General features: G+C 44.2%; 18 protein-coding genes and 1 tRNA gene (1 of these 19 cut by a window edge). 11 read left to right on the plus strand and 8 right to left on the minus strand.

The window, feature by feature from the left end:
* Positions 1–42, plus strand: a tRNA-OTHER gene (locus ACKTR2_RS08240); it begins 36 nt to the left of the window's first position.
* Positions 43–268: 226 nt separating this feature from the next.
* Positions 269–1,447 (plus strand): NAD(P)/FAD-dependent oxidoreductase, encoded by a 1,179-nt coding sequence (locus tag ACKTR2_RS08245; RefSeq protein ID WP_407884360.1) that lies wholly within the window; start codon positions 269–271, stop codon positions 1,445–1,447.
* Between the two features lie 57 nt (positions 1,448–1,504).
* On the opposite strand, the gene ACKTR2_RS08250 is transcribed toward ACKTR2_RS08245, so the two are convergent.
* A complete protein-coding gene (locus ACKTR2_RS08250; RefSeq protein WP_407884362.1) occupies positions 1,505–3,031 on the minus strand; it encodes a bifunctional metallophosphatase/5'-nucleotidase in 1,527 nt (508 codons plus the stop codon).
* A 656-nt stretch (positions 3,032–3,687) separates the two neighbouring features.
* Between ACKTR2_RS08250 and ACKTR2_RS08255 the strand changes: the two genes are divergently transcribed.
* Positions 3,688–4,209, plus strand: a complete 522-nt coding sequence (locus ACKTR2_RS08255) for a hypothetical protein (protein ID WP_407884364.1) — start codon at positions 3,688–3,690, stop codon at positions 4,207–4,209.
* A 73-nt stretch (positions 4,210–4,282) separates the two neighbouring features.
* On the opposite strand, the gene ACKTR2_RS08260 is transcribed toward ACKTR2_RS08255, so the two are convergent.
* Together ACKTR2_RS08260 and ACKTR2_RS08265 are read right to left on the minus strand one after the other, a co-directional pair.
* A complete protein-coding gene (locus ACKTR2_RS08260; protein WP_407884366.1) occupies positions 4,283–5,854 on the minus strand; it encodes an MFS transporter in 1,572 nt (523 codons plus the stop codon).
* Between the two features lie 30 nt (positions 5,855–5,884).
* Positions 5,885–6,340 carry a GNAT family N-acetyltransferase gene (locus tag ACKTR2_RS08265; protein ID WP_407884368.1) on the minus strand — a complete coding sequence of 152 codons (456 nt, stop codon included), beginning with the start codon at positions 6,338–6,340 and terminating at the stop codon, positions 5,885–5,887.
* A gap of 59 nt (positions 6,341–6,399) precedes the next feature.
* Between ACKTR2_RS08265 and ACKTR2_RS08270 the strand changes: the two genes are divergently transcribed.
* Positions 6,400–7,065 carry an endonuclease III domain-containing protein gene (locus tag ACKTR2_RS08270; protein ID WP_407884370.1) on the plus strand — a complete coding sequence of 222 codons (666 nt, stop codon included), beginning with the start codon at positions 6,400–6,402 and terminating at the stop codon, positions 7,063–7,065.
* Between the two features lie 3 nt (positions 7,066–7,068).
* The gene (locus ACKTR2_RS08275; protein WP_407884372.1) at positions 7,069–8,304 is read left to right on the plus strand and encodes an ATP-binding protein; all 1,236 of its coding nucleotides are present in this window, start codon (positions 7,069–7,071) and stop codon (positions 8,302–8,304) included.
* Positions 8,305–8,497: 193 nt separating this feature from the next.
* On the opposite strand, the gene ACKTR2_RS08280 is transcribed toward ACKTR2_RS08275, so the two are convergent.
* Complete coding sequence (locus ACKTR2_RS08280) at positions 8,498–8,644, minus strand: hypothetical protein (RefSeq protein ID WP_407884374.1); 147 nt, start codon at positions 8,642–8,644, stop codon at positions 8,498–8,500.
* Positions 8,645–8,842: 198 nt separating this feature from the next.
* On the opposite strand from ACKTR2_RS08280, the gene cls reads away from it, so the two are divergent.
* Complete coding sequence (gene cls / locus ACKTR2_RS08285) at positions 8,843–10,288, plus strand: cardiolipin synthase (RefSeq protein WP_407884376.1); 1,446 nt, start codon at positions 8,843–8,845, stop codon at positions 10,286–10,288.
* A gap of 75 nt (positions 10,289–10,363) precedes the next feature.
* Here the strand turns inward: cls and ACKTR2_RS08290 are convergent, their stop codons facing one another.
* From ACKTR2_RS08290 to ACKTR2_RS08305, 4 genes are all read right to left on the minus strand, one after another.
* Positions 10,364–11,779, minus strand: coding sequence for a DUF4097 family beta strand repeat-containing protein (locus tag ACKTR2_RS08290; protein WP_407884378.1), 1,416 nt, complete (start codon positions 11,777–11,779; stop codon positions 10,364–10,366).
* Positions 11,766–12,122, minus strand: a complete 357-nt coding sequence (locus tag ACKTR2_RS08295; RefSeq protein WP_407884380.1) for a PadR family transcriptional regulator — start codon at positions 12,120–12,122, stop codon at positions 11,766–11,768. The genes ACKTR2_RS08290 and ACKTR2_RS08295 overlap by 14 nt, the downstream gene beginning before the upstream one ends.
* Before the next feature lie 135 nt (positions 12,123–12,257).
* Complete coding sequence (locus ACKTR2_RS08300; protein WP_407884382.1) at positions 12,258–12,509, minus strand: kinase to dihydroxyacetone kinase; 252 nt, start codon at positions 12,507–12,509, stop codon at positions 12,258–12,260.
* Positions 12,510–12,616: 107 nt separating this feature from the next.
* Positions 12,617–12,847 (minus strand): helix-turn-helix domain-containing protein, encoded by a 231-nt coding sequence (locus ACKTR2_RS08305; protein ID WP_407884384.1) that lies wholly within the window; start codon positions 12,845–12,847, stop codon positions 12,617–12,619.
* A gap of 138 nt (positions 12,848–12,985) precedes the next feature.
* Here ACKTR2_RS08305 and ACKTR2_RS08310 point away from each other — a divergent pair, with 138 nt between their 5' ends.
* The 5 genes from ACKTR2_RS08310 (at position 12,986) to addA (ending at position 25,652) form a co-directional block, all read left to right on the plus strand.
* Complete coding sequence (locus ACKTR2_RS08310) at positions 12,986–13,180, plus strand: helix-turn-helix domain-containing protein (RefSeq protein WP_407884386.1); 195 nt, start codon at positions 12,986–12,988, stop codon at positions 13,178–13,180.
* Positions 13,181–13,219: 39 nt separating this feature from the next.
* The gene (locus tag ACKTR2_RS08315) at positions 13,220–16,129 is read left to right on the plus strand and encodes an SEC10/PgrA surface exclusion domain-containing protein (RefSeq protein ID WP_407884388.1); all 2,910 of its coding nucleotides are present in this window, start codon (positions 13,220–13,222) and stop codon (positions 16,127–16,129) included.
* 40 nt (positions 16,130–16,169) lie between these two features.
* The gene (locus ACKTR2_RS08320) at positions 16,170–17,135 is read left to right on the plus strand and encodes a hypothetical protein (protein ID WP_407884390.1); all 966 of its coding nucleotides are present in this window, start codon (positions 16,170–16,172) and stop codon (positions 17,133–17,135) included.
* A gap of 1,055 nt (positions 17,136–18,190) precedes the next feature.
* Positions 18,191–21,823: a PD-(D/E)XK nuclease family protein gene (locus ACKTR2_RS08325; protein ID WP_407884392.1), complete on the plus strand. Its 3,633-nt coding sequence runs from the start codon at positions 18,191–18,193 to the stop codon at positions 21,821–21,823.
* The gene (addA, locus tag ACKTR2_RS08330; protein WP_407884394.1) at positions 21,813–25,652 is read left to right on the plus strand and encodes a helicase-exonuclease AddAB subunit AddA; all 3,840 of its coding nucleotides are present in this window, start codon (positions 21,813–21,815) and stop codon (positions 25,650–25,652) included. Before ACKTR2_RS08325 ends, addA begins: the two co-directional genes overlap by 11 nt.
* Positions 25,653–25,903: the final 251 nt, after the last annotated feature.

Here is a 25,903-nt window from a genome sequence, read left to right on the forward strand (position 1 = left end):
ATCGTAAACCGAGGGTCAGGTGTTCGAGTCACCTATCCGGCATCGAATCTAGTCTCGTTTAACCACGTTTAGACGTGGTTTTTTATTAGTAAAATAGTCTCAGAAATCAAACGTCGATTTCTGAGACTATTTTTTTAGATATAAGCAATTTTATGAATTGCGAAAGCGTATTCTAAGACATCTGAACAGCTGCCACTTATAATGAAATTATAGATGTTTTAGATTGATGAACGAGTAACATCAATAAAATTTAGTGGAGGAACTAACTATGACTGAAGTTGTTGTTTTAGGTGCTGGTTACGCTGGTCTTCGTGCAATACGCGAGTTGCACGGAATGCCTAATGTACATTTAACGTTGATTAATCGTGATCCATATCATTATGAAGCGACCGCGTTGCATACCGTGGCGATTGGTACTAATGAACCAGATCACATTACCTTTGATATCAAACAAGCATTGCCTGAGGATGTCACGTTCACGGTAGCCACGGTAACTAAAATTGATGTGGAAGCCAAAACAATTACACTGGCAGATCAAAGTCAGCCACTTACTTACGACTATTTAATCACCGCACTTGGCTTTGAGTCAGAGGACTTTGGCATTAAAGGGGCAGATGAATATGCATTGCCCTTAGAAAATGTTAAGACGGCCGAAGCCATTCGTCGACACTTAGAAGATCGATTGGCTGGGTACCAGGAAACTCAAGATGAGAATGACTTGCATATTATCGTGTGCGGTGCCGGGTTCACTAGCGTTGAGTTACTGGGCGAATTGGTTCACAGAATTCCTTCACTGATTGAAGAATATCATTTGCCTGCTGAATTGATCCAAATCACTTGTTTAGAAGCGGCGCCAAAGGTATTACCAATGTTTGATCAAAAGTTAGTGGATTATGCGGTTCAATACTTGGCCGACCATGGTGCGGTTATCCACACGTCCACACCGATTGATGAAGTGACACCGACGGGCGTAAAGAGCGGTGATACAACATTCAATGCCAACACGATTATTTGGACGACGGGCGTGCGCGGCAGCCATGTAATTGCAGATTCAGGCTTTCAGCAAAAAAGAAATCGCGTGGCAGTTGATCCGACATTGACACTAAAGGATCATCCTGAGGTCTTTATTATCGGTGATGTTAGCGCTGTGCCTGATCCAGCAAGTGGGCGTTTCTATCCAACGACCGGGCAAATTTCTATCGCTCAGGCAACTCATGTAGCTAAAAATTTGCGTGCTCAGTTGGATGGTAACGCAATGACACCATTTACTTATAAATCACTCGGAACAGTATGTTCACTAGGACCGAGCGTCGGAATCGCCGAATTAGGTGATCGTGGCAGTATGAAATTGCGCGGCCGCAAAGTCTCACTATTGAAGAAGATGGTCAATGATCGTACCATCATGGAAGAATCGGGAGTTGGCAACATGCTCCGTCATTTGAGTTAACCATGCCTAAAACACCCTGATTTTCGAACTGATGACGGAATCAGGGTGTTTTTTTGTCTACAAAACGATATCTTTCGCTGTTACTTTATATAAACGTTGGTGAGTTAGATTAATATGCGGATGTTTTTTAAAATATTGTTCAATTAATTTTGGCATGCTAATCGGAATCTCTTTAATAATTTTGTTGGCGGAAAACATTGGAAAACCATCGCCACCCAGTGCTCGGTAGTGATTTAAAACGATGTGTAGGCGATCATCGGGATTAACTGGTTGATGATGATAATGGAGGGCGACGACCCGTTTGCCGATTGGTTTGCTGACATCAAAAATATAATCAATCCCTGTAAAAAGATCATATTGGTTCGGCCGACTCGCTGCGACCGGATTTAATTGACCGTTGTTCCACTGCCAATAGCCGGCACATCTTTCCAAAGCAGCATATAAATCGGCACCAGTGACTTCGAGCACTGCCAGTGAATTTGAAAACGGATAATTAGTCAAGACTTGGCGCATCGTCACCTGTTCCTCAAATCCTTGACCAGTCGCTGATAGAATAGCGGCACCGGAGATGTCTACTGCGGCGGCGTCTGATTGAACTTGATTAAAAAAATCAATGAGCGGATGACCGTGAACTTGTGCATCTGTAAGGTCAGATAGTTTAGCACCACCTGGAAAACAGCCAATTTCTTGATTTAACCACGAACGGGTTTCTAATTCAGCCGTTTGAATCGTTGGGGGAACTGGAATTAAGGAGGGCAACCGCGTATCTGTATGAATTAGACTCGCTTTTGTCTGTGTGATATGGTGCTGATCAACGGTTAAATCTAGCCGACCAATACTAGCTCCATGGCAACCAACCTGGGTGACTGGAATATTGTTCACTATGGTGGCGAGTGGTTGATGGTGGCTGGTGATCATCGCATTGACGCCAGGGAGCGCAGTTAGGGCGGTGGCTTCGTCTGATTCGTCAGATGACAGAGGCTTGTCATTAAAACCGCCATGGTAAGCGATGACAACCACATCCGCTTGATTTTGTAATTGCGGCAGATAGTTTTTGGCGGTCTGTACTGCTGAAACGAAGGATAGTCCGGTTAGATGACGGCGTGGTTCCCATTTTGTAACCGCAGTCGTGGTCAATCCAAGGATCGCGACGGTGACGTCATGCTTTCTAAAAATGTGATAAGGCGTGCCAAAATAGGGTTTGCCATCTTGATCTAAAATATTGGCACAAAGTACTGGGAATTGGCGTTTGGACATGACTAATTCCAGATAATCGCGACCGTAGTTAAATTCGTGATTGCCTAGTATTGCTGCATTATATTTCATTCGGTTCATAATTCGACTCAAATCAGGCGCAACAAATGGATCAAAGCGATGTAAATATTCGGTTAATGGTGATCCTTGAATAAAGTCACCGTTATCGATAGTTAAAATCATGTCATTGTAACCGGCCATGGTTTTGATTTCTTCAAGATAGGCCGCAACCCGCGTTAATCCGCCGGGACCAACTTGATTTTGTTCATGATAGTTAATTGGCGCAATATAACCATGAATATCACTGGTTGATAAAATTGTTAAGTTCATAAGCACCTCATGGGTAAGCATTCAAATTGGTAATGTTCTATATGTAAACGGTGCCCTGACACAAACACCATTTTGTAAGAAATTAAAACTAGCAAACGTCATCGAAAGACTGGTTAATCGTGATCTTAGAACAGTCGCGTGTCCGATTCAGATCGAGAACAAAAGTTGATTCGGCTTAGCATTCTTCTGATTGGCATTGGCCGGACTAACTTTTGTTCGGACGCACCTCCTTTCCAATCCACAGTTCGCGATGGCATCCCCCCTTTCAGTTGTTAATCGAGATGACGAGGGCCTTTAGCAGTTGTTAGTATACACGATCAAATATATAGTTCAAGGCGTTAAGCGTTCGTAATTGTGCCGTGTTCAAGCTGATATTAAAGAATTTATGTTCCGATTCACGATTAATTCACGTATTTCTTATTTTGTTTTAAAGTGTTCCTTGCTATAACAACATTTGTGCCATAAATATGTAAAAAAAACCTCAAATTAATTTTTTTAAACACTACTGGTTAATTATTGAGTTATTACAAATTTGATACGTGAATGTGTAAATTAAATTTTCCGGACAAGTCGTGAATCGGCTTGCAAGTCAGCAACGCTTAAAATTATAATTGAACCACGTTAAAGGAATATTGATGGGGCCTGGGAGGATTTTTATGAAGAAGTTCATTATGCTTGGAATGAGCGCGTTAATGGTATTAGGATTAGCTGGCTGCAGGTCTGGCGCTGAGCAATCGAAAACATCGACTTCAAGTCAGTCGCAAACGAGTCAATCATCTAAAAAGATGAACGCCACGTCGAGTTTCAGTTCCAGTTCACAATCAGCTACTTCAGCCAGCGGATCGACGAGCAGTACTGTGGCGAGTTCTACATCTGATTCCTCAAGTACAACAACGAGCGCCAAAACGCCAGCTGCAGCAACCTCAACGGCTAAAGTGGCGGTTAGCGACCAAACTACGGCGCTAAATGCGCTAATAGCTCAGTATGGAACGAACCAAGGGGATACCGTTTATCAATTTTTAGGTGCGTCAACAATTGATGGTCAAATGGCATATAATTTTGATGGCTTTTCTCAGGCTGCAATGCAACAAGGCCAACGTGGGCAAACTGGAGCCTTTTTTGTATTTGCTGACGGGCATATCGTGAATACGTTTGAAAATCCTAATGCGATTCAATGAATGTGCATAATAGCCAAAAACGCCCAGTCCGAAGTTTAGATAAAAACTTCGGACTGGGCGTTTTACGTACCGGTCATTGATTAAAGTCATCATGATCACGAATTAACAGTGCGGCAGCAATTGCACCGCCGATGGTAAAGACCATCGATAAGAGGAGGACATGTTTCATCCCAAGGTCGAATGCATTAATGACCGCGCCATGTACCGCTTTAAATGCTGGTAATCGTCGCAGCTGACTAGCTCGACTACTGGCTAGCACGGCTGGACCCGAAAATGGACCAGCCGACAGGAGACCGTGTTGGATGCCGGACAATGCAGTTTGGGGGAGCTTAATGCTAGGCAGCGAAGCGGTCAGAGATTGTTGATACGCATTGGTGAGTTGGATACCTAACGTCACGACCCCAAAGCTAATGCCAAACTGGCGAAAGACATTGGCAATTCCGCTGGCCATGCCGACATGCTCTGGTTTCACGCCACCAATGGCAGCCGATGACAGTGGTGGGTTCACAGTGGCATTACCTAAACCAAGAAAGACGAAACCGAGTGCAAAGTCGACATAGGTGACGGTCGGATTAATCGATCGATAGATAAGCCATAGTCCGAGACTGATTGAAACTAACCCACTGAAGGCTAGCCAGCGATTGGAGAAGCGATTAGTGAGCATTCCGACAATTGGACCTAAGAAAAGGCTAAAGACACTGATCGTTAGTTGCCGAATGCCAGTTTGCATTGCAGAATAACCAATATAGTTTTGCATCAACACGGTTAGGTAAGTATAAAAGGCGTACAAACCAGCACCTAGGCCAAAGGATGCCACAGCTGAACCGACGAATGAAGGGGACGCAAACATATGCATATCAATCATTGGATCACTAAGATGACGTTCGATCAGTACAAAACTAACTAATAAGATGAATCCACCGACTAATAGTCCGACAATATGCAGGTTACTCCATGCCCAACTAGGATGATTTTCCTTTTGTAGAAGACCTAAAATAATAGCAAAAATAGCTAATGTACTTAGGATCAGGCCAATTAAATCAATATGCCCATGCCGGTTACCATAAGAGTCATTGATGAACCATCTTCCTAAGACTAACGCGATGATACCAATTGGGATGTTAATGAGAAAAATTGCTCGCCAAGAAAATAACTGAACTAATATACCGCCAACTAACGGACCAATGGCAGTTGCGAGCCCAATCACTGAGCTCCAGATCCCCAGCGCGATCCCACGTTCTTGACCAGTAAAGGTCGCTGCCACGATCGCCATTGAAAGGCTCATCATCGCCGCACCACCCACACCTTGCACGCCGCGAGCCAAGTTGAGCTGCAGGCCACTTTGCGAAAGAGCTGATGCTAACGATCCCAGGGTAAAGATGACCATCCCTAGTTGGAAAAATCGCTTGCGTCCGAACAGATCACCAAGTTTGGCGAAGACGAGTAAGAATACGGCATACATCATTGTATAAGCATTGATAATCCATTGCAGATTATCGAATGATTCATTAAAGTCTTTTTGGACGGTAGGCAATGCCACATTAACGACGGTGACGTCCAGTAAGGCCATAAAAATGCCCAAACAAATGGCGGCTAGTGCAAGCCAGTGTTTAATTTCTGCACTAAAGTGAGTTTGTGTCTTCATTAATAGTTTGTCCTTTTATTTTGGTGGTAGCTAGTAAAGAGCTAAAAATGGATACTGGTCCCGTCTGGTATCGGTTAAAGTGATATTAGGCGGAGTCGCTAAATCATCACGCTTGGTTTCTTGAAAACCAAGCCGTTCATAAAAAGCGCGGGCAGAGAAATTAGTTGTGACGACTTTCAATTGCATTAAGCCGGTTGCGGATTGACGCATCGTTTCAATTAACCGATAACCGACATGTTGATGGCGATAGGCAGGATCAACAAATAATAAATGAATAAAGTTAGCTAGACGGTAAAATGATAGAAAACCGACAACTTTTTGATCAATAACGGCGACCAGAATGTATTCGTGTCGACTATCTCGTTCGAAATCGGTTAATTGGGGTTGATTGACCCATGGAAAGTCACGATAACGATCGATAAAATAAATGCGTTCCAAAGTTGGATAGTCAGTTTTTTTTGCCGTACGCACGATTATTTCGGACATGTGTAGTTCCTTTTCCTTCAGTAGTGAGTAAGCTAAAATAACCTCAGAGGATAACCATAATGAATTTACGACCACTATACAACATTTTAGAAACGAATATGGGACCACAAAATTGGATGACGATTGGCGCATTGTGGGCCCAATCACCTCTGCAAGTGATGTGGACGGCAATTTTAATTCAAAATGCTAGTTCAACGAATGCAGATGCAGCTGCTCGAGATTTGCTCGCGGCAACCAATAATGATCCGGCTCAAATTCGTGCCTATTCGGTTGAAGACTTAGCTGAAGTGATTAAACGAGCCGGATTATACCGGACCAAGGCGAGTTATCTTATCGAAGCCGCCAAGTGGGTCGGTCGACATCACGATGATTTAGCTGAAATTGAACAAATGGATCGGGCAACTTTGCAGGCTGAATTGTTAGCTGTTAAAGGAATCGGCAATGAGACGGCAGATGATATTATGTTATACGGCTTTCATAAGCCACTTTTTATCGCTGATACTTATGCTCGTCGCCAGTTTGGTTGGATGGGTGTGAAGGTTCCGGCGACTTACCGTGCCTTTCAAACGCTAGTCGAAATGAATGCGAGCTTGAACTGGGATGAATTTCAAGAGCTGCATGCCCTCATTGATGGCTTCGGTAAGCAGGTCAAAAACCAACAGCAATGGGTGACTAGCTTTATGGCTGACTTTACTTTGCCATGGACTGATGAAAGTGAGGGGTAATTGATGACCAAAGTGCTAACTGATGTAGCGGTGACGCGATCGCAGGCAAGACCGGTCAGACTAACCGCTGATCAATGGTTCAATCAACATTTGTTAATCGTGGGTCAGACGGGCAGTGGTAAATCGACCACCACGGTAACGCTGATCAATGCTTTAATGGAAAACGATCAAACCGCCATCGTGATTGATCCAACCGGCGAATATGCCCATTTGCCTCACGCGGTCGTGGGAAAGCTTGGGACCAATGCCTTTCTTGATTATCGGATGCTCACTGCATCGCAATTAGCTTCGTTGGCTGGAATTAAGGATCCAGCAGTGATTGTCTTGATTGATCAAGCCATAACGAGCTTACGGGTTGCTAATAATGTGTTGCATCAGAAAACCCCGTACCAAAAATTAGGTCGTCCCTGGTCAATTTATGAGCGGCAGGTCGCACAGCTGCATGATTTTCCACGACCCTATCATATTGAATTATTACCAACTCAATTATTAGAAGAATGTGTGATACCAGCAGTCGGCAAACAGGCTGATTTCGCTTTGATCGGTCAACAATATGACGGTAAACGGCAACGTGAACTGGGGCCAGCATTAATCGCTATCAGAAGATTATTAGCAACACGCGCCTTCCAACAGGTTTTTCGCTTGCCAATGAATGCTGAGGAAATGCGGCAGCGATCTGCTCATACGCAATTGGACGTAGTGTACTTAATGCGTTTGTTTGCTTCCGTTAAAGCGTCTGATCGTTGCTTGGTTGTGGATGTGTCAGCGTTAAGTCAAGATTTAGCTGCTGGGGCATTAGTTGTTTCAATTTTGGCCGCTCAGTTGTTAGCGATTAAGCAGCATCCATCTGCGCAACAACCAGTTGTTCTGGTGGTTGATGAGGCTCACCGTTACTTAACTGCAGCCGCAACTAAAATAGGCGCGTTTAGTGAAGATGGTCTTTCACGAATTGCTCGAGAAGGCCGCAAAGTGGGGCTATACTTGCTGCTGACAACGCAAAGTCCTCTTGATTTGCCAGTTCAATTACTGGGGGAGTTTGGTAACTTAATCGTTCACCGGTTAACGACTACATCTGAATTGCAAACGTTAGCGATGGTGCCCTCATTGCTGATTTCAACAATTGCTCATCAAGAGATCGGAGAGGCCACATTGGTGGGTCATGCTTTTGCGGAGCCAGTGCCCGTTTATTTCAAAAAAACAGTTATTCGTCATGAAACCGCCAGTCCACGGTTTGACTGAAGCAACAGAGCAACATTAATGGTGGGTGGGGCAGGCCTAGCTGAATGTTGCTTAATGAGATGCTGAAATTATTCAAAAATAAACTGGTTATGGTAGAGTTCCGCATAAAAGTCATGTTCGTCTTTAAAAGGCGCAATATGTGATCGAAAAAGCGCCATCGAAGCGCCTCACTTTCTTAAAATAGATTGATCCATTACTGCCGACGATGTAGATAGATGGCGATAATAATGACTAAAAATAGCAGTATGATCATTGCGCTGCGTGGATCTTGACTAAAGCCGCGATGCAACAACCGGAAAGTTCCTAGACCATGAAAGCCACCAATCGCAAAGATAGACATGCATTTTCCTCCACTTGTTGAATGTGATTTTTCCCATTATACGCATAACTTAACGGCTTAGACAGTTAAAAAGCCATTGAACAGTGTGTATTTATGATCAATAACTACTTAAACTGCGCAATTAGTAGCGAAAAGTGCTCGCGGGATAAGGAAAAGATGAGTAAGATGAACGTAGCTTATGATTGAGAGGACCTCACCATGGATTGGGTGCATTTAATTCTACAAATTATTATTTACGTGAACGCGGTGCTGGCGTTTATTACCGTCTTTCGCGAACCACGAGATATCGCTGCCACTTGGGCCTGGTTGCTAGTGTTGGTCTTTTTGCCGGTTGTTGGCTTTGTGGCGTACGCTTTTGTCGGGCGTCGGCTGCCGAAGAATCGGTTATTTCAAATTAGAGAGCAAGAACAACTTCAGCTGGATGAACGACTTGCGTTGCAACGTGATGAGTTATCATCTGAACGAAATGAAGCGGACAGTGTTACGGCGACGGCGTTAGGAACCGTTAACTTATTTATCGAGTCGGACCAAGCCTTTTTAACCCGGAACAATCGAATCCACATTATCAGTGACGGCAAGGATTTATTTCATGATCTTTTTGAAGACATCGAACGGGCCAAAAAAAGTATCCATATTGAATTTTATACGATTTACGACGATGAAATCGGCAATGAGTTGCTACAATTATTGATTCGTAAGGCGCAATCAGGGGTAGCCGTGCGTGTGCTTTACGATTCTTGGGGCTCCATGGGGGTTCGACCAAAATTTTATGACCCGTTGCGTGCCGTCGGTGGTGAAGCTTATCCATTCTTACAGACACATAGCGCTTGGGCTGATTTTCGTCTGAATTTTCGTGATCACCGTAAAATTGTGATCGTTGATGGCACGATTGGCTACACTGGTGGCTTTAATATTGGCGATCAATATCTTGGGCGCAAAGCTAAATTTGGTTACTGGCGTGACACTCATTTGCGCATTGTTGGCGCCGGTGTTTACGGTCTTCAATCACGATTTATTCGTGACTGGAACGCCACCAGTCGGCTAAATCCGTTGGCAGTTACCGAAGACTTTTTCAAAGTGACAAAGGTCAAAGGCGAGACTAATATGCAGATTGTCTCCTCTGGGCCAGATTCGGATAAACAGCAGATTAAAATGGGTTACTTACGCCTGATTAATTCCGCTCAGAAACGGCTATGGATTCAATCCCCCTACTTAATTCCTGATGATTCTGTGTTGGATGCCTTACGAGTCGCGGCTGGTAGTGGGGTGGACGTGCGCATTATGATTCCAGATAAGCCGGATCACCCGTTTGTTTATCGGGCGACGGAGTATTATGCTAAGCAGTTGGCCAACGAGGGCGTCAAAATCTTTAAGTACCAAAATGGCTTTCTCCATTCAAAAACCATGGTCGTCGATGACGGCGTTGCTTCAGTGGGATCAGCCAACTTGGACTTTCGCAGCTTTAAACTAAACTTTGAAGTCAATGCATTTTTATACGACCCGCTGATTACCACTGAGTTAGCGAGACTTTTCGAAGCAGATATGCATGATAGCCGACTGGTCACGTATGCCGATTTTAATCGGCAAAGTCACTGGATCCGGTTCAAACAAACATTTTCGCGATTATTATCACCAATTTTATAAATCAGGACTAAATAAAACCACAGTCCACCACACTGCTTGGTGGTGGACTGTGGTTTTATTTGTCGTGAGATTAAATTATGCGAGTCGAATGGAACCTGATTTGGCAGAAGCTGTGACGTAAATGTGCGGATCGTCACCGACTGCGCCATCCTTAAAGGACGTTTTATCATGATCATAGATTGCATTTGCTGGACCCTTAATACTGCCACCGTCTGCATCGAGATCAAAATTGTATTCGACACCAGGAGCAAAGGCGAGCTTGATTGAACCAGAATTGGCGGTCGTATCGAGGTTCCCGGTTAATTGGGCAAAGGCGAGGTTAATCGATCCAGACTGGGCTTTAAAAGTACCGCTACCAATTAAACGCATGCCCCGAATGGCACCAGAGTGGGCATTGATTTCAAACTGATCGGCTTTAACACCATCGAAGCGAACACTCCCACTTTGAGCATTAGCACGAAAAAGTCCGGTTATCGCTAAATGATTCGCTTTTAGTGAGCCGGAATGAAGATCAGCATCTAGATCCTTCATTTGCCCACCATTAATGTTCAACGATCCGCTGCGCACGATTAAACGGACTTGGTTTAAGGCCGCTAGCTCATCGAAGCGAACGCTGCCAGAATGGGCTTTTAAGAGCAGATCACCGGCAAACGATGCTGGAATCAGCAGTTGGGTCCGAATTCGTAGCGGTAACAAATGAGGATGGCGTCCCGAACGAATCGTCAAGGTGCCATCGGTCACTTGGCTACTGCCAAAATAACTTTGATTGCCACGACTCATGTATTCACGAAAGATAATTTCATTACTATCCGAATTTTTGACGACTCGTACAGCTGCGTCAGCGTAGTCGAAATCAATGCGCTCGACTTGACTTGCGCTGAAACGTTGCTCATTCACTAAGTTTAAGCGTTCCACGTAGATTTCCGTATCGGCGGGATTGGTTTGTCCAAACACAGTATCAAAATCGGCGAAGGGGTCATCCGTTTCATGATTGGGTTGAGCTTTTTGATGGTTATCTGTCCAAATGCCTTGATCATCCATCACGAGGTTGCCTAAACGAATGCCATCTTTATTCAAGCTGATCTTGCCATTTTTAATGTTCACGCCGTCTTCATCAATGCGCATGGTTTTACCACCATCCACTACGATCTTGCCATCTGTGATGTCAATATGATGACCACGAAAATGATGAGTCCCAGTAAATTGATGGGTGGTTGAGGTTGTGTCATCATATTTTTTATGTTCATCTTGGTCAGTCGAGTTCTCGCGATTTGTCATAATTTCGTCAACGAGGTCATCCAAGTTGCCCAAGCTGTCAAAAGCATGATTAACTGCATCGGTGATGGTTTCACCTTGGCCTTCATTTTCATGAGCAGCCTCACTTAAATCAGCTTGCAATTCTTCTTTTAATTCTGTCATTTCATCAATCGTCGGGTAGTCAGCGAAGTAGTCTGCTAAACGACGAGCGACCATGTGATCAATTGTGTCCATCTTCAGTGATCCTCCCGGTAATTAAGTCATCAATAATTTTTTTGGCAAAGGTCCAATCAGCAACGTTTTTAGCTAGGGTAGTTTGGCCTTGGGTTGTGAGTTGATAGTACTTGCGTCGCCCACCTTGAGTTTCATTCCCCCAGTAACTAGTGATATCACCGTTCTTTTCTAAGCGTCGAAAAGCGGTATACAAAGTTGCTTCGTTAAGTTCGTAGGCATTATTACTTAAAGCGCGCACGGCCTTCGCGATTTCATAACCGTAACTATCGCCTTGACTAAGGATATTCAAAATAATGGTTGAGGTATGGCCCCGGATAATATCCTTTGAAATTTCGGGCTTCATCAGGCACCTCCTTTTAAGGTTGTTCTTTGAAACGAGTACAATGTACCACGATGTACTGTGCGTGTCAAAGTAATGTGGTTAAAAAAACACTTTGTCGTTCAACAAAGTGTTGTCAAAGCGTATGATACTCAGATCTTAGCCGGGTAGACCGCGAGACTGACGATCCATATTCTCCACCACAACGTCAAAAACATCTCCTAGTGACGCGCAATATTCCAAGATTTCCCAAGGCTGATTGGTGTGAAAATGGATTTTAATCAGATTACTATCGCCCACGGCAATTAGACTGTCCCCGGCAAAAGTTGCTTTAATGTGTGCATCAATTTCATTCTCATCTAAATCATGTCCGTCGATTAGACATTGCGTATCGTATTTAAATTCAATCATGATTATGACTTCCTTTGGCGTGGTTTTTAAACTAGCTCTACCATAACGAAAAGTGGGTTAATTGGGTAGTGAAGTGTCTTTAGAAGTGAATGAATGTCGATCAATGCTTATCTTCGTCGACTGTTTTGAACATATCCTTCTGCTAGCAAATCCAAGGACCAGTGAAAAAAATCGGCGAGAATAAATAAACGATTCGGTGGAATGTCGGCACCCTTTTCATATCGTTGCAGGGCGCTCTTAGAGAATACTGTGGTGTAGCGTTCGTTTAGAATATCTGTTAATTGAGCGATAGATAAGCCCTGAGCATTGCGAGCGTTTCGCAGTAATTGACTAATCATGGCAACTCCTTTTTGTCTTTAGTTTAAGGCAAAAAGGACATTTTTTTGTAGTTTTCGTCAAATTGTTATTGCATTTGATTCGATTTCGGGTTATGATTCGAATGTGGGTCAATTCATCAAGCAAACCGAGGTGATCAGATGCCGCCAGTTAATGACCTTCGTATTTATTTATACGCTCACAGAATTAAAAGAGCCGAAGTGGCTAAAACATTAGGAGTATCAGTTGGAACAGCGGCCAATAAAATTCATGGCAGAACGCCAATTACAGTAGAAGAGGCACAAGAATTACACGACAAATTCAATGTACCAATTTCTTTATTTTTGCATGAATGACCCGATTTCGAGTCAAAAATATTTTTGGAGGTTTAGGTAATGGATAAACATCGAACACAAGCTCAATTAATCGAAGGACGTCGTTTTAAGTTATATAAGTCAGGCAAGGTTTGGATGGTTGCCGGTGCCACATTTTTGACACTTGGGGCACCTGGTTTAGTGGCCGTCCACGCTGATACCACTAATCAAACGACTCAACAAACAGCTCAACAAAGTCAATCAGCGTTAGAGCAAGCTCAAGCTAAACAGTCAGCCGCCAGTGATGGCGTTCAATCTGCGAGTTCTCTAGCTAGTCAAGCTTCAAGTTCTGCTGAAGCAACTAGCGAAGCTGCAAACTCAGCGAGTGAAGGCTTATCGCAAGCTAATTCAGTGACAAGTGAAGCGAATAATCAGCTAAATTCAGCGCAGAGTCAACAATCACAAGCCAGTCAACTAGCAAGTGAAGCAACGTCAGCCGGCATTGCTAGTCAAACAAGTGTTGTCAATTCAGCTACCAATCAAGTAGCCAGTGATAGTAACGCTATCACAAGCGCTCAATCAAATGAAACTTCTCAAGCTTCCTCACTAGCGGCAACTAGTGAAGTTGCTTCCCAAGCTCAAACAAAAGTTGATTCAGATAACGCCGATGTAGCCGCTAAACAAGCCGCTTTAGATGACGCTCAAGCAGGCACTGAAACAGCTACCGCTCAAAAGAATCTTGATTCAGCCAACGCTTCATTGACGACTGCCAATAATAATTTAACGAGTGCGACTAATGCATTGACTAGTGGTGTTGCTCAAACAAATACCGATCAAACAGCACTAAATTCAGCTAACGCCGCCTTGACTGATCACAATAGTCAAATTACCGGCGCTCAAACTGGCGTCAATAACGCGCAAACTCTCGTGAATACTGATCAAACTGCCGTCAATAATACACAAAGTCAGCTGACTTCAGTGGAAAATCAATTGAGTGACACGGATCAAAATCATCTCATCTTTCCTAGCGATTTTGCTCAAACGTTAAAGTCATGGGAAAGTGGCCAGATGAGTGATAGTGACTTTGATGCCTATATGGCTAAAGCATTTGCTGCAAGTAGTTTCAATTATGGACAGCCTAATCAATATCAACCAACTCAAGCTGACTTAAATGATTCAGTTTCTTCTACCACAGGGCTAACTCAATCACAATTACAAGACTTAGCTCAATTTGCTGCTAAACTAGTCAATGAATTGCGTGATGCTTTAGGCGAACCACATGTAAATGTTAGTTTAGTCTCTCAACAAATTGCGCAATCCGTTGCAAGCGCTTACAACGCTGATAATTGGAATTGGGCGAATGGACACGACATGAATGCTTTACATAATGTCGCAACTCAATATGGAATTACTAGTGATGGTTATCCATCTTTGACTGAAGCTGCTGGTGGTGGTTATCAGAATGCTACAAGTCAATTCTTCAACACTGAATATTCAAATGGAACATTGACTATGGCTTCAATGAAAGCTATGACAGCTATGAGTATCGAAGAAATGATTTTCAATGATTTCTCTAGCAATTGGGGTCACATGGAAACTTTAGCAAATTCTGGTTATGATCAGATGGGTATTGCTATCGATGATCAAAATTGGTCTCACTTGAACTTCTTTTCCTCTTCCAACAATACCAATAATCTCAATCTAACGCCTCTTCCCGCACTGTCTGATTCAACAGCTCTCGCTAATCAAAAACAGCAGTTGCAATCTCAACTAACGCAACAGCAAGCCACTCTCAAAAATGATCAACAAGTTCTCCAAAACGCTCAAGCTAAGCTAGCAAGTTTGCAGAATGACACGTCTTTCGCCAGTGCAGTCAGTCTAGCTCAACAGAAATTTTCCAGTGATCAAAGTCAAAATCTAGCTTTAAGCGTCAAGCAAAGTCAAGCTAAGCAATCAGTTCAAAACGCTCAAGCGAATGTCACAGCTTCTCAAGCAGCTTTAGCGCAAGCTCAAAAAGATGACAGTAATCAATCAGCAAACATTCAACAGAAAACCGCTGATTTGAATGCCGCCAAGAGTCAGTTAGCCGCAGACAGTCAAGCGTTGAATCAAGCCAATGCCAACTATCAAGCAGCTTTAGCCGCTGATAATCAAGCAAAAGCCGCCATTCAAGCCGCTCAAGTGACACTAAAGAGTGATCAAGCTAATCTCGCTGATCAACAGCAAAAATTAGCTGACATGAAGAATGCTCAAGCCAATTTAGCAGCCGCCAATCAAGCCGTTCAAGCCGCTCAATCAAAAGTTGATTCAGCAAATGCAGCTCTCACAAACGTTCAATCAAACTATGATTCAGCTAAGTCAGCTGACGATGCCGCTCAACAAGCCTATCAAACAGCGTTGACTAAACTAGCCGCCGCTAACAAAGCCCTTGATGAAGCTAATCAAGCAGTCGCTGATTTAGAGAATCAAACAAGCGACAATGATGGAAATAGTGGAACAACTGGAACGACTACAGGCGATAATGGAAGTTCAACTAGTGGAAATGATTCGACTGGAACTACTGGTGATGATGGAACGACGGGAGAAGGCAATTCGACTTCGACTAACGGTAATTCAACTGGGGAAACTAGTAATTCAAGTGAAACCGGCACAACTGGAAACTCAAGTGAAACTAGTGGAAATACGTCGAATAATGAAACTAGTAATGGTAAAACGAGTGAAAATGACGGCAAGTCTTCTGAAAGTAATGGCATGAGTTCAAATTCAATCAAGCCAACGCCAACCAGTGTTCAGAAGCGAACTGAGACGACGAGTTCAGCGATTCAGTTGGGGAACCGGACAGTTGTGATGCCAGAGAATGCGACAAAATCAGCTATGACGACGACATTACCGAAAACGGGTGAACAAGAAGTTCGGGCAACTGGCTTACTTGGTTTATTAATCGGGGCAATTTTGAGTTTCGGTGCATTCGGTTATCAACGGAAGCATTAAACGAAAAGTTGGCGTCATTTGCCTATAATTTGAGGTTGAGATGAGTAAAACATTACGGAATATTCTAATCGGAATTATTATTGTGCTCGCTGTCATTTGTTTATTTGTGATTGGACGATTAAGTGCCGGCGGTGAACATAGTAACGCTAGTTCGCATAGTCAACAGACAACGAAAACTAGCGAATCCAGTGATAAAAAGGTCGCAAATAAAGGCAATTTTTCGATTGCTGAATTAAAGAACAATCCGAAAGAGTCCGCTGTGGCCATTGTTTATTATGGGGTGAAGTACGTATCCAATAATCAGACCTGGCATAATATTTTTACTGACGGGGGCAATGGGTTCACGATTTCAGTTAAGACCGTGGATCAGAATACGGCAAAATATTATGTTGAAACGCGCACTGACACCAATAAAGATCCGAATGCGGTTTATTACAGCCTAGTCGGGAATGACCATAATGAAGTTGCTTTTTACGATAGCCAAGATAACGAGCTACTGAAAGTCTCACTAAAAGCGATTCAGACTTATGCCAATCAGAACTTTTCCGAGGCTGATATGGCGGGTCGCACGAAAAAAGTGGACATTATTCAGGCTTCAGGCAGTAACACGACTTCAACACCGGGGACTGATTTAGTTGCTGATGCGCAAAATGATCCCACTAAGTATGCCGAAGAGATTATGACTTATGCCGAACAAGTAAACATTGCAACGGAGTTTAATCAGCCATTGTGGTGGGATAAGTTAGATCAACTTAAGAGTCATTTCGGTGGTTATTATCATATTTATCAATCCAGTGATACTGGGGAATTCAGTTTGGATACGCAAGCAGGTGGTGGACTCGGATTTGATGCCCCTCAAAACGGCAACGTAAAATTCTTTGTTTCTGGTGGTCCCAGTGCGTCTGGTAATGGATCGCAAGAAGTGAGTGTTGATATTGCGCAGATTGAAGCTCAATTAGATAGTGGGAACACGTCTTTGGTCAGTGTTAAATTATCGCAGAATTAAGCTAGTTAACATAATCTCCATTAACAAAAGTAAGCCCGTCATCATTGAGATGGCGGGCTTTTATTTCGAAAACTTTGTGAAATTGAATTGGTCTAGTTGAACAAGCTTGATTTAGAGCGGTTTGTATCAGCTAAAAGTTAGTGAAATTGACGTGATTTATGTATAGAAAAAGGTGTGCCATCGCACACCCCAATCGATCGCACCCGCTACCAGACAGGTACTTGGCAACATGCTTACCACAACACATTCCCCAGATGAATCTTGTTCCAAACTATCACTATATATGATAAGACATTAAATCGCTTAGTCAACGTTAATAATGCGACTTTCTACACAATAAAAAAGCTGCCCGCCACCTAGCGAACAGCTTTCCGTAACTCGGTCTTCGCAAACGACCCATGGCAATTTCACCAAGTCATCATTCGCTCACAAGCTACTACCGGATGTCCCGGCTGTTTAATTGTGCAGCCCCGGGGACTGCTGAATAAATGACGGATTCTAGGTTGCCGTCAGCCTGTTGCCGATTGATGAACACTTCATCCAATCGACCTTGTCGGTGCATTAGGAAGGAATCTTTCTAAGGCCAACACGGATTAACGCAGTCATGATTCACGCTCTAGCAAATCAACTAAAACATCTGATTGAAATGGGACGTTCGCTCCCTGACGATGTTTTTGAAGGCTTTACCATTTCACGGAGCAGTGACTTCATGCCCTGAACCACGGCAATTGCTGCGGGGTTCTCACTTGATTAAAGGCCAACTTCCTTCCTCACCATGCAGTATAGCAGAGACTTTATGGAAGCGCTAACAAAATGCCTGAAATTGATTAACATTCAAAGCAAATCCTCCGATCTTTTTCAGGGCTCATGCTCGCGAAGTTCAGGCTGGTTGACGGGAACGACAATGTAAACAGTTTAACCTAGGTCCCAAGCCGCTAATCAACGATTCACCAAATGTTTACGCGGTCAATCAATTAGCTAGCGGTGTCACTGAAGCTGATTTCGAGTAAAATGTAATTAACAAGTCACTGTAATATTTTAGAAGGAGCTAGGCTGTGACATTAAACTTTATTTTGGGTGCCGCTAAGTACGACCATCGGCAAACGTTAATTGAACAAATACACGCCTCGATGGTCGAGCACCCAACCGATCAATATTTTGTGTTAGTGCCCAACCATATTAAATTTAATGCGGAAGTTGGCGTCTTAACCGCGCTGAAACAAGCTACTGGTCGAGCCGATGCACCACTGTTTGCTGATGGACAGGTGCAAGTATTTTCGTTTACCCGATTGGCCTGGTATTTCATGAAGAATACAGCGACCTATCAGTTACCGCGTCTATCTAACGCGGGTTTAAGCATGTTGCTATATCACATTATTGCTGATCATCAGACTGAATTGACGGTATTTGCAGGAGAACTTAATCAGACCGGATTTATTAATCAATTGGTGCGTCAGTTTGCGGAACTGAAGGTCGGCCGAGTGAGCGCTGAAGATTTGCAGCGTCTGGCGGGTCAACTAACGGTTTCACAGCAGAGTGATCTAGGTGGAAAATTACATGATTTGGCGATTGTGTATCAGGCTTATACGGAGACGTTGGCCGGAAAATACATCGACAACGCTGATTTAATTAACCAGTTAACTGATTACTTTGCCGCCGGGGATCACTTGAATCACGCGCATATTTATTTAGATGGCTTCACCGGATTTTCCGCGCAAGAGCAACAATTGCTAGCGACTTTGATGGTTAAGGCAGCATCGGTCACGGTCTCCTTAGTGATCGATCAGGCGCCAAAACAGGCACCGATGATGGGCGATTTGTTCTACCAACCGGCACTCGCGTATCAACGACTGGTGGCATTAGCCAAGGCCAATCAAGTGCCAGTTCAACTGGATACGATGGCTAAAACCAGGCGAGTTAGTGATTCGTTAGCAGCATTGGATGACTATTGGGTTGCCAGTCGACCGGCCAATCGGGTACCAGCCCAACCACTATCAGCTCAAGACCAGTTGCAAATTTTTACGGCAACGAGCCGGCTTGACGAGTTAAACCAAGTGGCGCGGCAGATTCGCACGCTGGTGGCCCAACAACCGGAACGCTATCATTACCGAGATTTTTTGGTCTTGAGTCGACATTTGGCGCCGTATGAGAATTTTCTTGGGCCTGTCTTTGATCAAATGGAAATTCCTTATTTTGACGATTCAGATAAGCCGATGGATCAGCATCCCTTAATTGAGTTGGTCGGGGCGTTATTTGACGTACGTAGCCATTTTTATCGTTATCAAGATGTGATGCGGTTACTTAAAACCGAATTGTTAATCCCGATGATTGATGGTCAACAGTTATCTATTGAAGCCTTTCGTCAGGCCTTAGCTTTGACGGAAAATTGGGTACTGAAGACCGGCATTGAAGGCGCTGCTTGGCTTGATTCTGCAGATTGGTCCTATTGGCGCCTATTTAATGCGGCTGATGAAACCCTAACGGAGAAAGATCAGCAGGTTCAACGACAAATCAATTTGATCCATCATTACATTCGGCAAACGTTACCACCATTGTTTAAAGCACTAGATCGGGCCACAAATGGTTTAGCAGCCGCGAAGATTTTATATGAATTCCTCGTTAACCATGGTGTCGTGGAGGTATTAAATTCATGGCGACAAACGGCCACTGAGCGTGGTGATTTGGCACGAGCATCCAGAACCGAACAGACTTGGCACACATTTACGAATATTTTGGATGAATACGTGAGTTCATTGGGAGAAACCACTGGTTTTGACGTGGATGAATTCGCTGCCTTGCTCTTAAACGGTTTTGACGGCGCGGCTTATACGCAAATTCCCGCCACGTTGGATCAAGTGACGGTGTCGGAGACCGGAATTGCTCAGCAAAATGATTATCAGGTCGTCTTTATGATTGGGGCCACAGATGATGTTATGCCTGATACGGTGAGTGAAAGCACCATTTTGACGGACAGTGATCGGGATCAATTATCACCGCAACTGGCGACGGACCAATTTTTAACGCTGGGTGCCGGTGAACAAATGACTACTGATCCATTTATCAACTATCTTGGTTTTTTAACGGGTTGTCAGCGATTAGTCTTATCATATCCGCAGGCTAGTAGTGATGAAATAGGATTGCAGCCGTCCCGATATGTGACGGAGATTGCTGACCACTTCAAGTTGCCAATCATTACTTATAACGCTGATCCAGAGGTGGAAAGCCAGCAAATTTCAGCGATCCAACCGTTTGTTGGTTCCCCCCGTTTTACGTTGGCAAACCTAGTCAAAGTGAGCTATCAAGCCAAAACGCAACAGAAATCACTACCAAAACTGTGGCTCTATTTATATCGATGGTTGCAGTTCTCGTCACTTCAGGCGCTGACCAATCAACTATTAGCTGGGTTAGACTATCGCAATGTTCCTGAACCATTGCGGCCGGAAATCGTCACTGGTTTATATGGTGATGAATTAAATACCTCGATTTCGCAGTTAGAAACCTTTTATCGAAATCAATACGAGTACTTTTTGAAATTCGGTTTACGTTTAACTCAACGGGATGAATTTGAACTGTCACCGGCCAGCACCGGTGAATACTTCCATCTGGCGTTAGATCAATTGATGAAACGCGTTGTCAGTGAACAACTGGACTTAAGCCGTTTATCCGATGATGCCATTAACCGGTTAATTAATGACGTGATGCCAGACATTAACGAACAACCACAATTTGCCATTTTAAATAGCTCTCATCGCATGGGCTATATTCGCGCTCAGTTAATTGAGACCGTCAAACGAATGGCGGTCATGATTGGGCGACAGCAGCACACTACTCAAATGCGACCGTTGGCAACGGAAGTTCTCTTTGGTCATGTGGGGGCTGAGCAAGGTTTACCAGCGCTGTCATTTAAACTCGGCGGTCGACATCAAATCAATGTTCGAGGGAAAATTGATCGGATTGATGGCGTGTTAACGGACCAACAGGCTTATCTGAGTGTGGTGGATTATAAGTCTGGGCGCCGAACTTTTGATTTTGAACAAGCTTATTATGGATTGTCGATGCAAATGTTAACGTACTTGGATGCCTTACAGCAGGACGCGACGCGGTTACCCAACTTAGCGAATGGTGTGACGCCGGAATTAGCGGGCGCTTTATATTTGCACATTCAAAATGCGTCACTACCGTTAAATGTGCTCGGAAAAGGCAAATTGCTTGATCTAGATGACTTAACGAAACTTGATGCGGCGTTGTTAAGCGCTTATAAGTATCAGGGCGTGTTGGTGGCTGATCCAATGCTGTTAGCGGCGTTAGACGATTCGGTCAGTACTGGGGGTACATCGAAGATTTATCCGTTTGCGATTAAAAAAGATGGTAGTCTCATGGCGAGTGCGAAAAATGTCATCACTCCAGCGCAACTGAAGAAATTGTTAAAGCATGAAGAGGATTTGATTAAAGCTGCGGGGACCGCGATTTTCAACGGCGAAACACGCTTGAATCCATTCCAGGATGCCCGTAAACGCACGGGTCTACAGTATTCACCGTATCCGGCGATTATGCGATTTGACGCGATGTTGCCGGAAAATCGGTATCATATGTTAGATAAATTAGGACCAGAAGATGTATTAGCTCGGCTTGAAGATGATGATAAATCCCCCAAGGACCAGCAAAAGGAGGCCGATGATGGCGAATAAATCACTGAATTTTACCCCAGCGCAAGACGCTGCCATCCATCATGGCGGCCATAATGTGTTGGTTTCTGCCTCGGCTGGTTCTGGTAAAACTCGCGTATTAGTTGAGCGGGTGATTACGAAATTATTGGATGAACAACGGCAAATTGATATTACTAATTTACTGATCGTGACCTTTACGAATGCGGCGGCCAAAGAAATGCGCGACCGAATTCAGACGACACTGCGCGATCAAATCAATGCTACCGTTGGCAGTGACGCTACTAGCAGTCAACAACGCCGGCGGTTATTGCATCAACTGACCCTTCTGAATAGTGCAGATATTAGTACACTGGATGCATTTTGTTTACGACTCGTTCAAAAATATTACTATGTCATTCACTTGGATCCTGTTTTCCGTCAATTAGCAGATGAGACTGAAGCCCAGTTACTCAAAGAATCTGTATGGAGTGAGCTACGTGAAACGCTATATGCCGAAGATGATGGTCAGTTTGCGACATTGACGCGAAATTTTTCAGGGGATCGCGATGATCAAGGCTTACAAGACCTAGTCTTTCGGTTGGCCACTTTTGCGACCGCTAAGGCAGATCCATCCGGTTGGTTACGTGGATTGCCGACTGCATATCAACTGGCAGAACAAGATTTGTGGCATAGTGATCTTGTGCAAAAGTACGTCGCGCCAGCGGTGCAGAATGCATTGACACAATGTCTGAATGATGTGCAAACGGCCCAAAATTTGACCGATGGCTTTTCAAGCATGGATTACATCGAAAAATGGACGCCGCTGTTAAAGGAACTATCCGAACGTTTCACCAACTTACAGACGGTGGTTGACGATACCGATTGGGATCAGCTGCGGCAGACAATTGCCGAGGTCGATACAGGGCGTGCGCCACGGTTGCTCAAGCTTGATTCGGATGACCAACGGATCCATGACCAATTGAAAGCACTACGTTTAGGCTTGAAACAGCGGCTAGATGGGTTGCTGAATCAGTATTTCGCGCTGAGTGAAGCTGACTTGCGCCTGGTTAATCAGCATGCCGGTCAGTTAGTTACCCAGTTAGCGGACATTGTTCAGCAATTTATGGATGCGTTCAGTGCCGAAAAACGCCGCCGTCACTTGGTGGATTTTGGTGATTTAGAACACTTTGCGTACGAAATTTTGCAAGATCCCGGTGTGCACGAGGCGGTCAGTCAAAAGTATCATGAAGTGTTGGTGGATGAGTATCAAGATATCAATGAACTACAAGAACAGATCTTACAGTCAGTCGCTCATCAAGACCCTGAACCCGGCAACATGTTCATGGTTGGCGATATGAAACAATCGATTTATCGCTTTCGACTGGCAGATCCCACCTTATTCCTGCATAAATACAATACTTTTAAAACGGCTGACGAAGCACTTTCTGATGTCGATGATGAGCGAATTGTGTTAGCGGATAATTTCCGCTCGATGAAAAACGTGGATGAATTTACGAACCTGATCTTTTCACAACTGATGGATGAACGACTAGGCGAAATGAACTATGCCGGTGATGCCGAACTCCAATACGGACCGAAAGATTATCCGTTGGATCAAGTTCCCCCAGCAGAGGTACTGATTTATGAAAGTGGCACACCGGCGCCTGCTGCGGATGCACCGGCAGATTTAGAAGACGTCGATGATGCGTTAGCGATCAATGATCGAGCAGAGGGCCAGATTGTGATGGTCGCTGCTAAAATCCGTGATATGGTTGCTAACCATGAACAACTTTACGATCGCAGTAGCGGTCAGTATCGCGATCTACAATATGGCGATGTGGCCTTGTTAGTGCCGACGCGCAATAATAATTTACTGTTACAAGAACAGTTTGCTAAGTTAGGCGTACCGTTAGCCGTGCGTGACACTGCCAATTACTTTCAAACGACCGAGATTCAAATTATGATGTCACTGCTACAGATTATTGATAATCCGTATCAGGACATTCCACTAGTGGCCGTGTTGCGCTCGCCAATTGTAGGATTAGGTGAAAATGAATTAGCTTATTTACGCATTCAAAATAAGACCAGTGATTACTTCCAGGCGCTCCTCGATTTTGAACAACGGGTTGTTGAGCTGCCAGAACAGGTCGGCGCGTTTGGGCAACAAATCCATGAACGCATTCAACGCTTTTTAAGCCAGTTAGATGAATTTCGTGACATTGCTCGCCAAAATCAGCTAGTGACCTTAATTTGGACCATTTATCAACGAACTGGCTTTCTCGACTATGTGGCAGGGATGCCAGGTGGTCAACAACGGGCCAATAATTTACACGCCTTGTATGCGCGCGCTGCGGACTATGAAAAGAGTAGTTTTAAAGGCGTCTTTCAATTCGTTCGTTTTATCAACGAGATGCAAAAACATAATAAGGATCTGGCCGAAGTCAATGTCGACAATGAAGAAAACGCGGTCTCTGTGATGACCATTCATGGTAGCAAAGGACTGGAATTTCCCGTTGTCTTCGTGATGGACGCTTCTCATGGCTTTAATCTGTCAGACCAACGTAGTGCGGTCGTACTTGATGACCACTTAGGGATTGGCATCAGCTGGTTAGATTCGCAGCGGCATTTGAAAATTGATACGCTCCAAAAGAAGATCGTGGCCAATCAGGCGACCAATAAATTATTATCTGAAGAGATGCGGGTGTTATATGTTGCGCTAACCCGGGCGCAGCAACGGTTGTTTGTCGTCGGCACTTACCAAGATCAAGCAGATTTATTGAGACACTGGCAGCGCGCGGCGACTAATCCAGAATTGACCCTTAACCCAACTGCGCGTAGCGAGACGAAGAACTTTATGGATTGGATCGGGATGGCGCTGTTGCGTGTGCCGAGGGTAGCAGATCAATTAGGTGTCGGGCAATTAGTGACGCCCTTACCATTAGATGAAGCTGGACAGCAGGATCGACTGACCAGTTTTAAACTGACGATGGTGACTAAGGCACAGTTGCAGCAAGCGGGGATCTTAGCCGTGGTAGATGATCAACCTTCCACGTACCTCACTGACTTGCAAGCTAAGGCACAGCAAACAGTGGTTAGCGACTTGAACGTTGATGCCTTGGAACAAGTATTAACCTTTACCTATGCCAATCAAGCAGCTACCCAAACAACGGCCTATCAATCGGTATCAGAATTAAAACGTTTGTTTGAAGAACCGGATCAAGCCGAATTAGGCACTTTGATGTTAGACGAAGAAGCCAAAGCACGTTCACGGGTGAATACTGAAATTTTGCAGACGCCTAGATTTATGCAAACAGTGACGGCACCATCCGCCACCGAAATTGGGACTGCGACTCACTTGGTGCTGCAAGAAGTCGATTTAACCAAGGGACAACCCTCACGTGAACAGCTACAACAAGTCATTAACCAGTTAACGGATGCTAATGTGTTAACAGCTGCTGTGGCTTTACAGATTAATGTTGACCAGTTAACGGCCTTTTTCACGCAACCACTAGGTCAAGCTGTTTTAGCCCATACCAATGATCTCCAACGTGAAGCTGCTTTTTCACTCTTGATTCCTGCCTATCAACTGTATCAAGGGATTCATCAACCGGCTGATGTCAGTCAGGCCGAACAGGTGCTGATTCACGGAATCATCGATGGCTACTTCATTGAAGACGGCGCCGTCACCGTATTTGATTACAAAACAGATTATGTCGATCAAGCGCATCGTGAGTCTGCATTAGCAACATTGGCGGATCGTTATCGCGGTCAATTGAACTTGTATGCGGCCGCCTTGACGAGCATGACCGGCTTGCCAGTGGCGCATAAATTCTTGTATTCATTGAATGCGGCCACGGCGATTGAAATTTAACATGATTAGAGCTACCTAAATAACCCCCGCAACGTTGGTAATACTGGCGTTGCAGGGGCTATTTGCGTTTGTGAAAATACAACATTTCAATTAGCTCATTGATGAGTTTGATACTGGCTTTTTAGGTAGCTGTATTTCATCCTTCAATTGAATTTAATCGAAGATATCGCCAAAGAAAAAAGACCAACAGCCAATCACTAAGATCACTGTGCAAATAACGATGAAGTAAATGAAATTGTGTCGGTTTGCCA

This window comes from Furfurilactobacillus curtus, assembly GCF_045862785.1.
Classification (GTDB): domain Bacteria; phylum Bacillota; class Bacilli; order Lactobacillales; family Lactobacillaceae; genus Furfurilactobacillus; species Furfurilactobacillus curtus.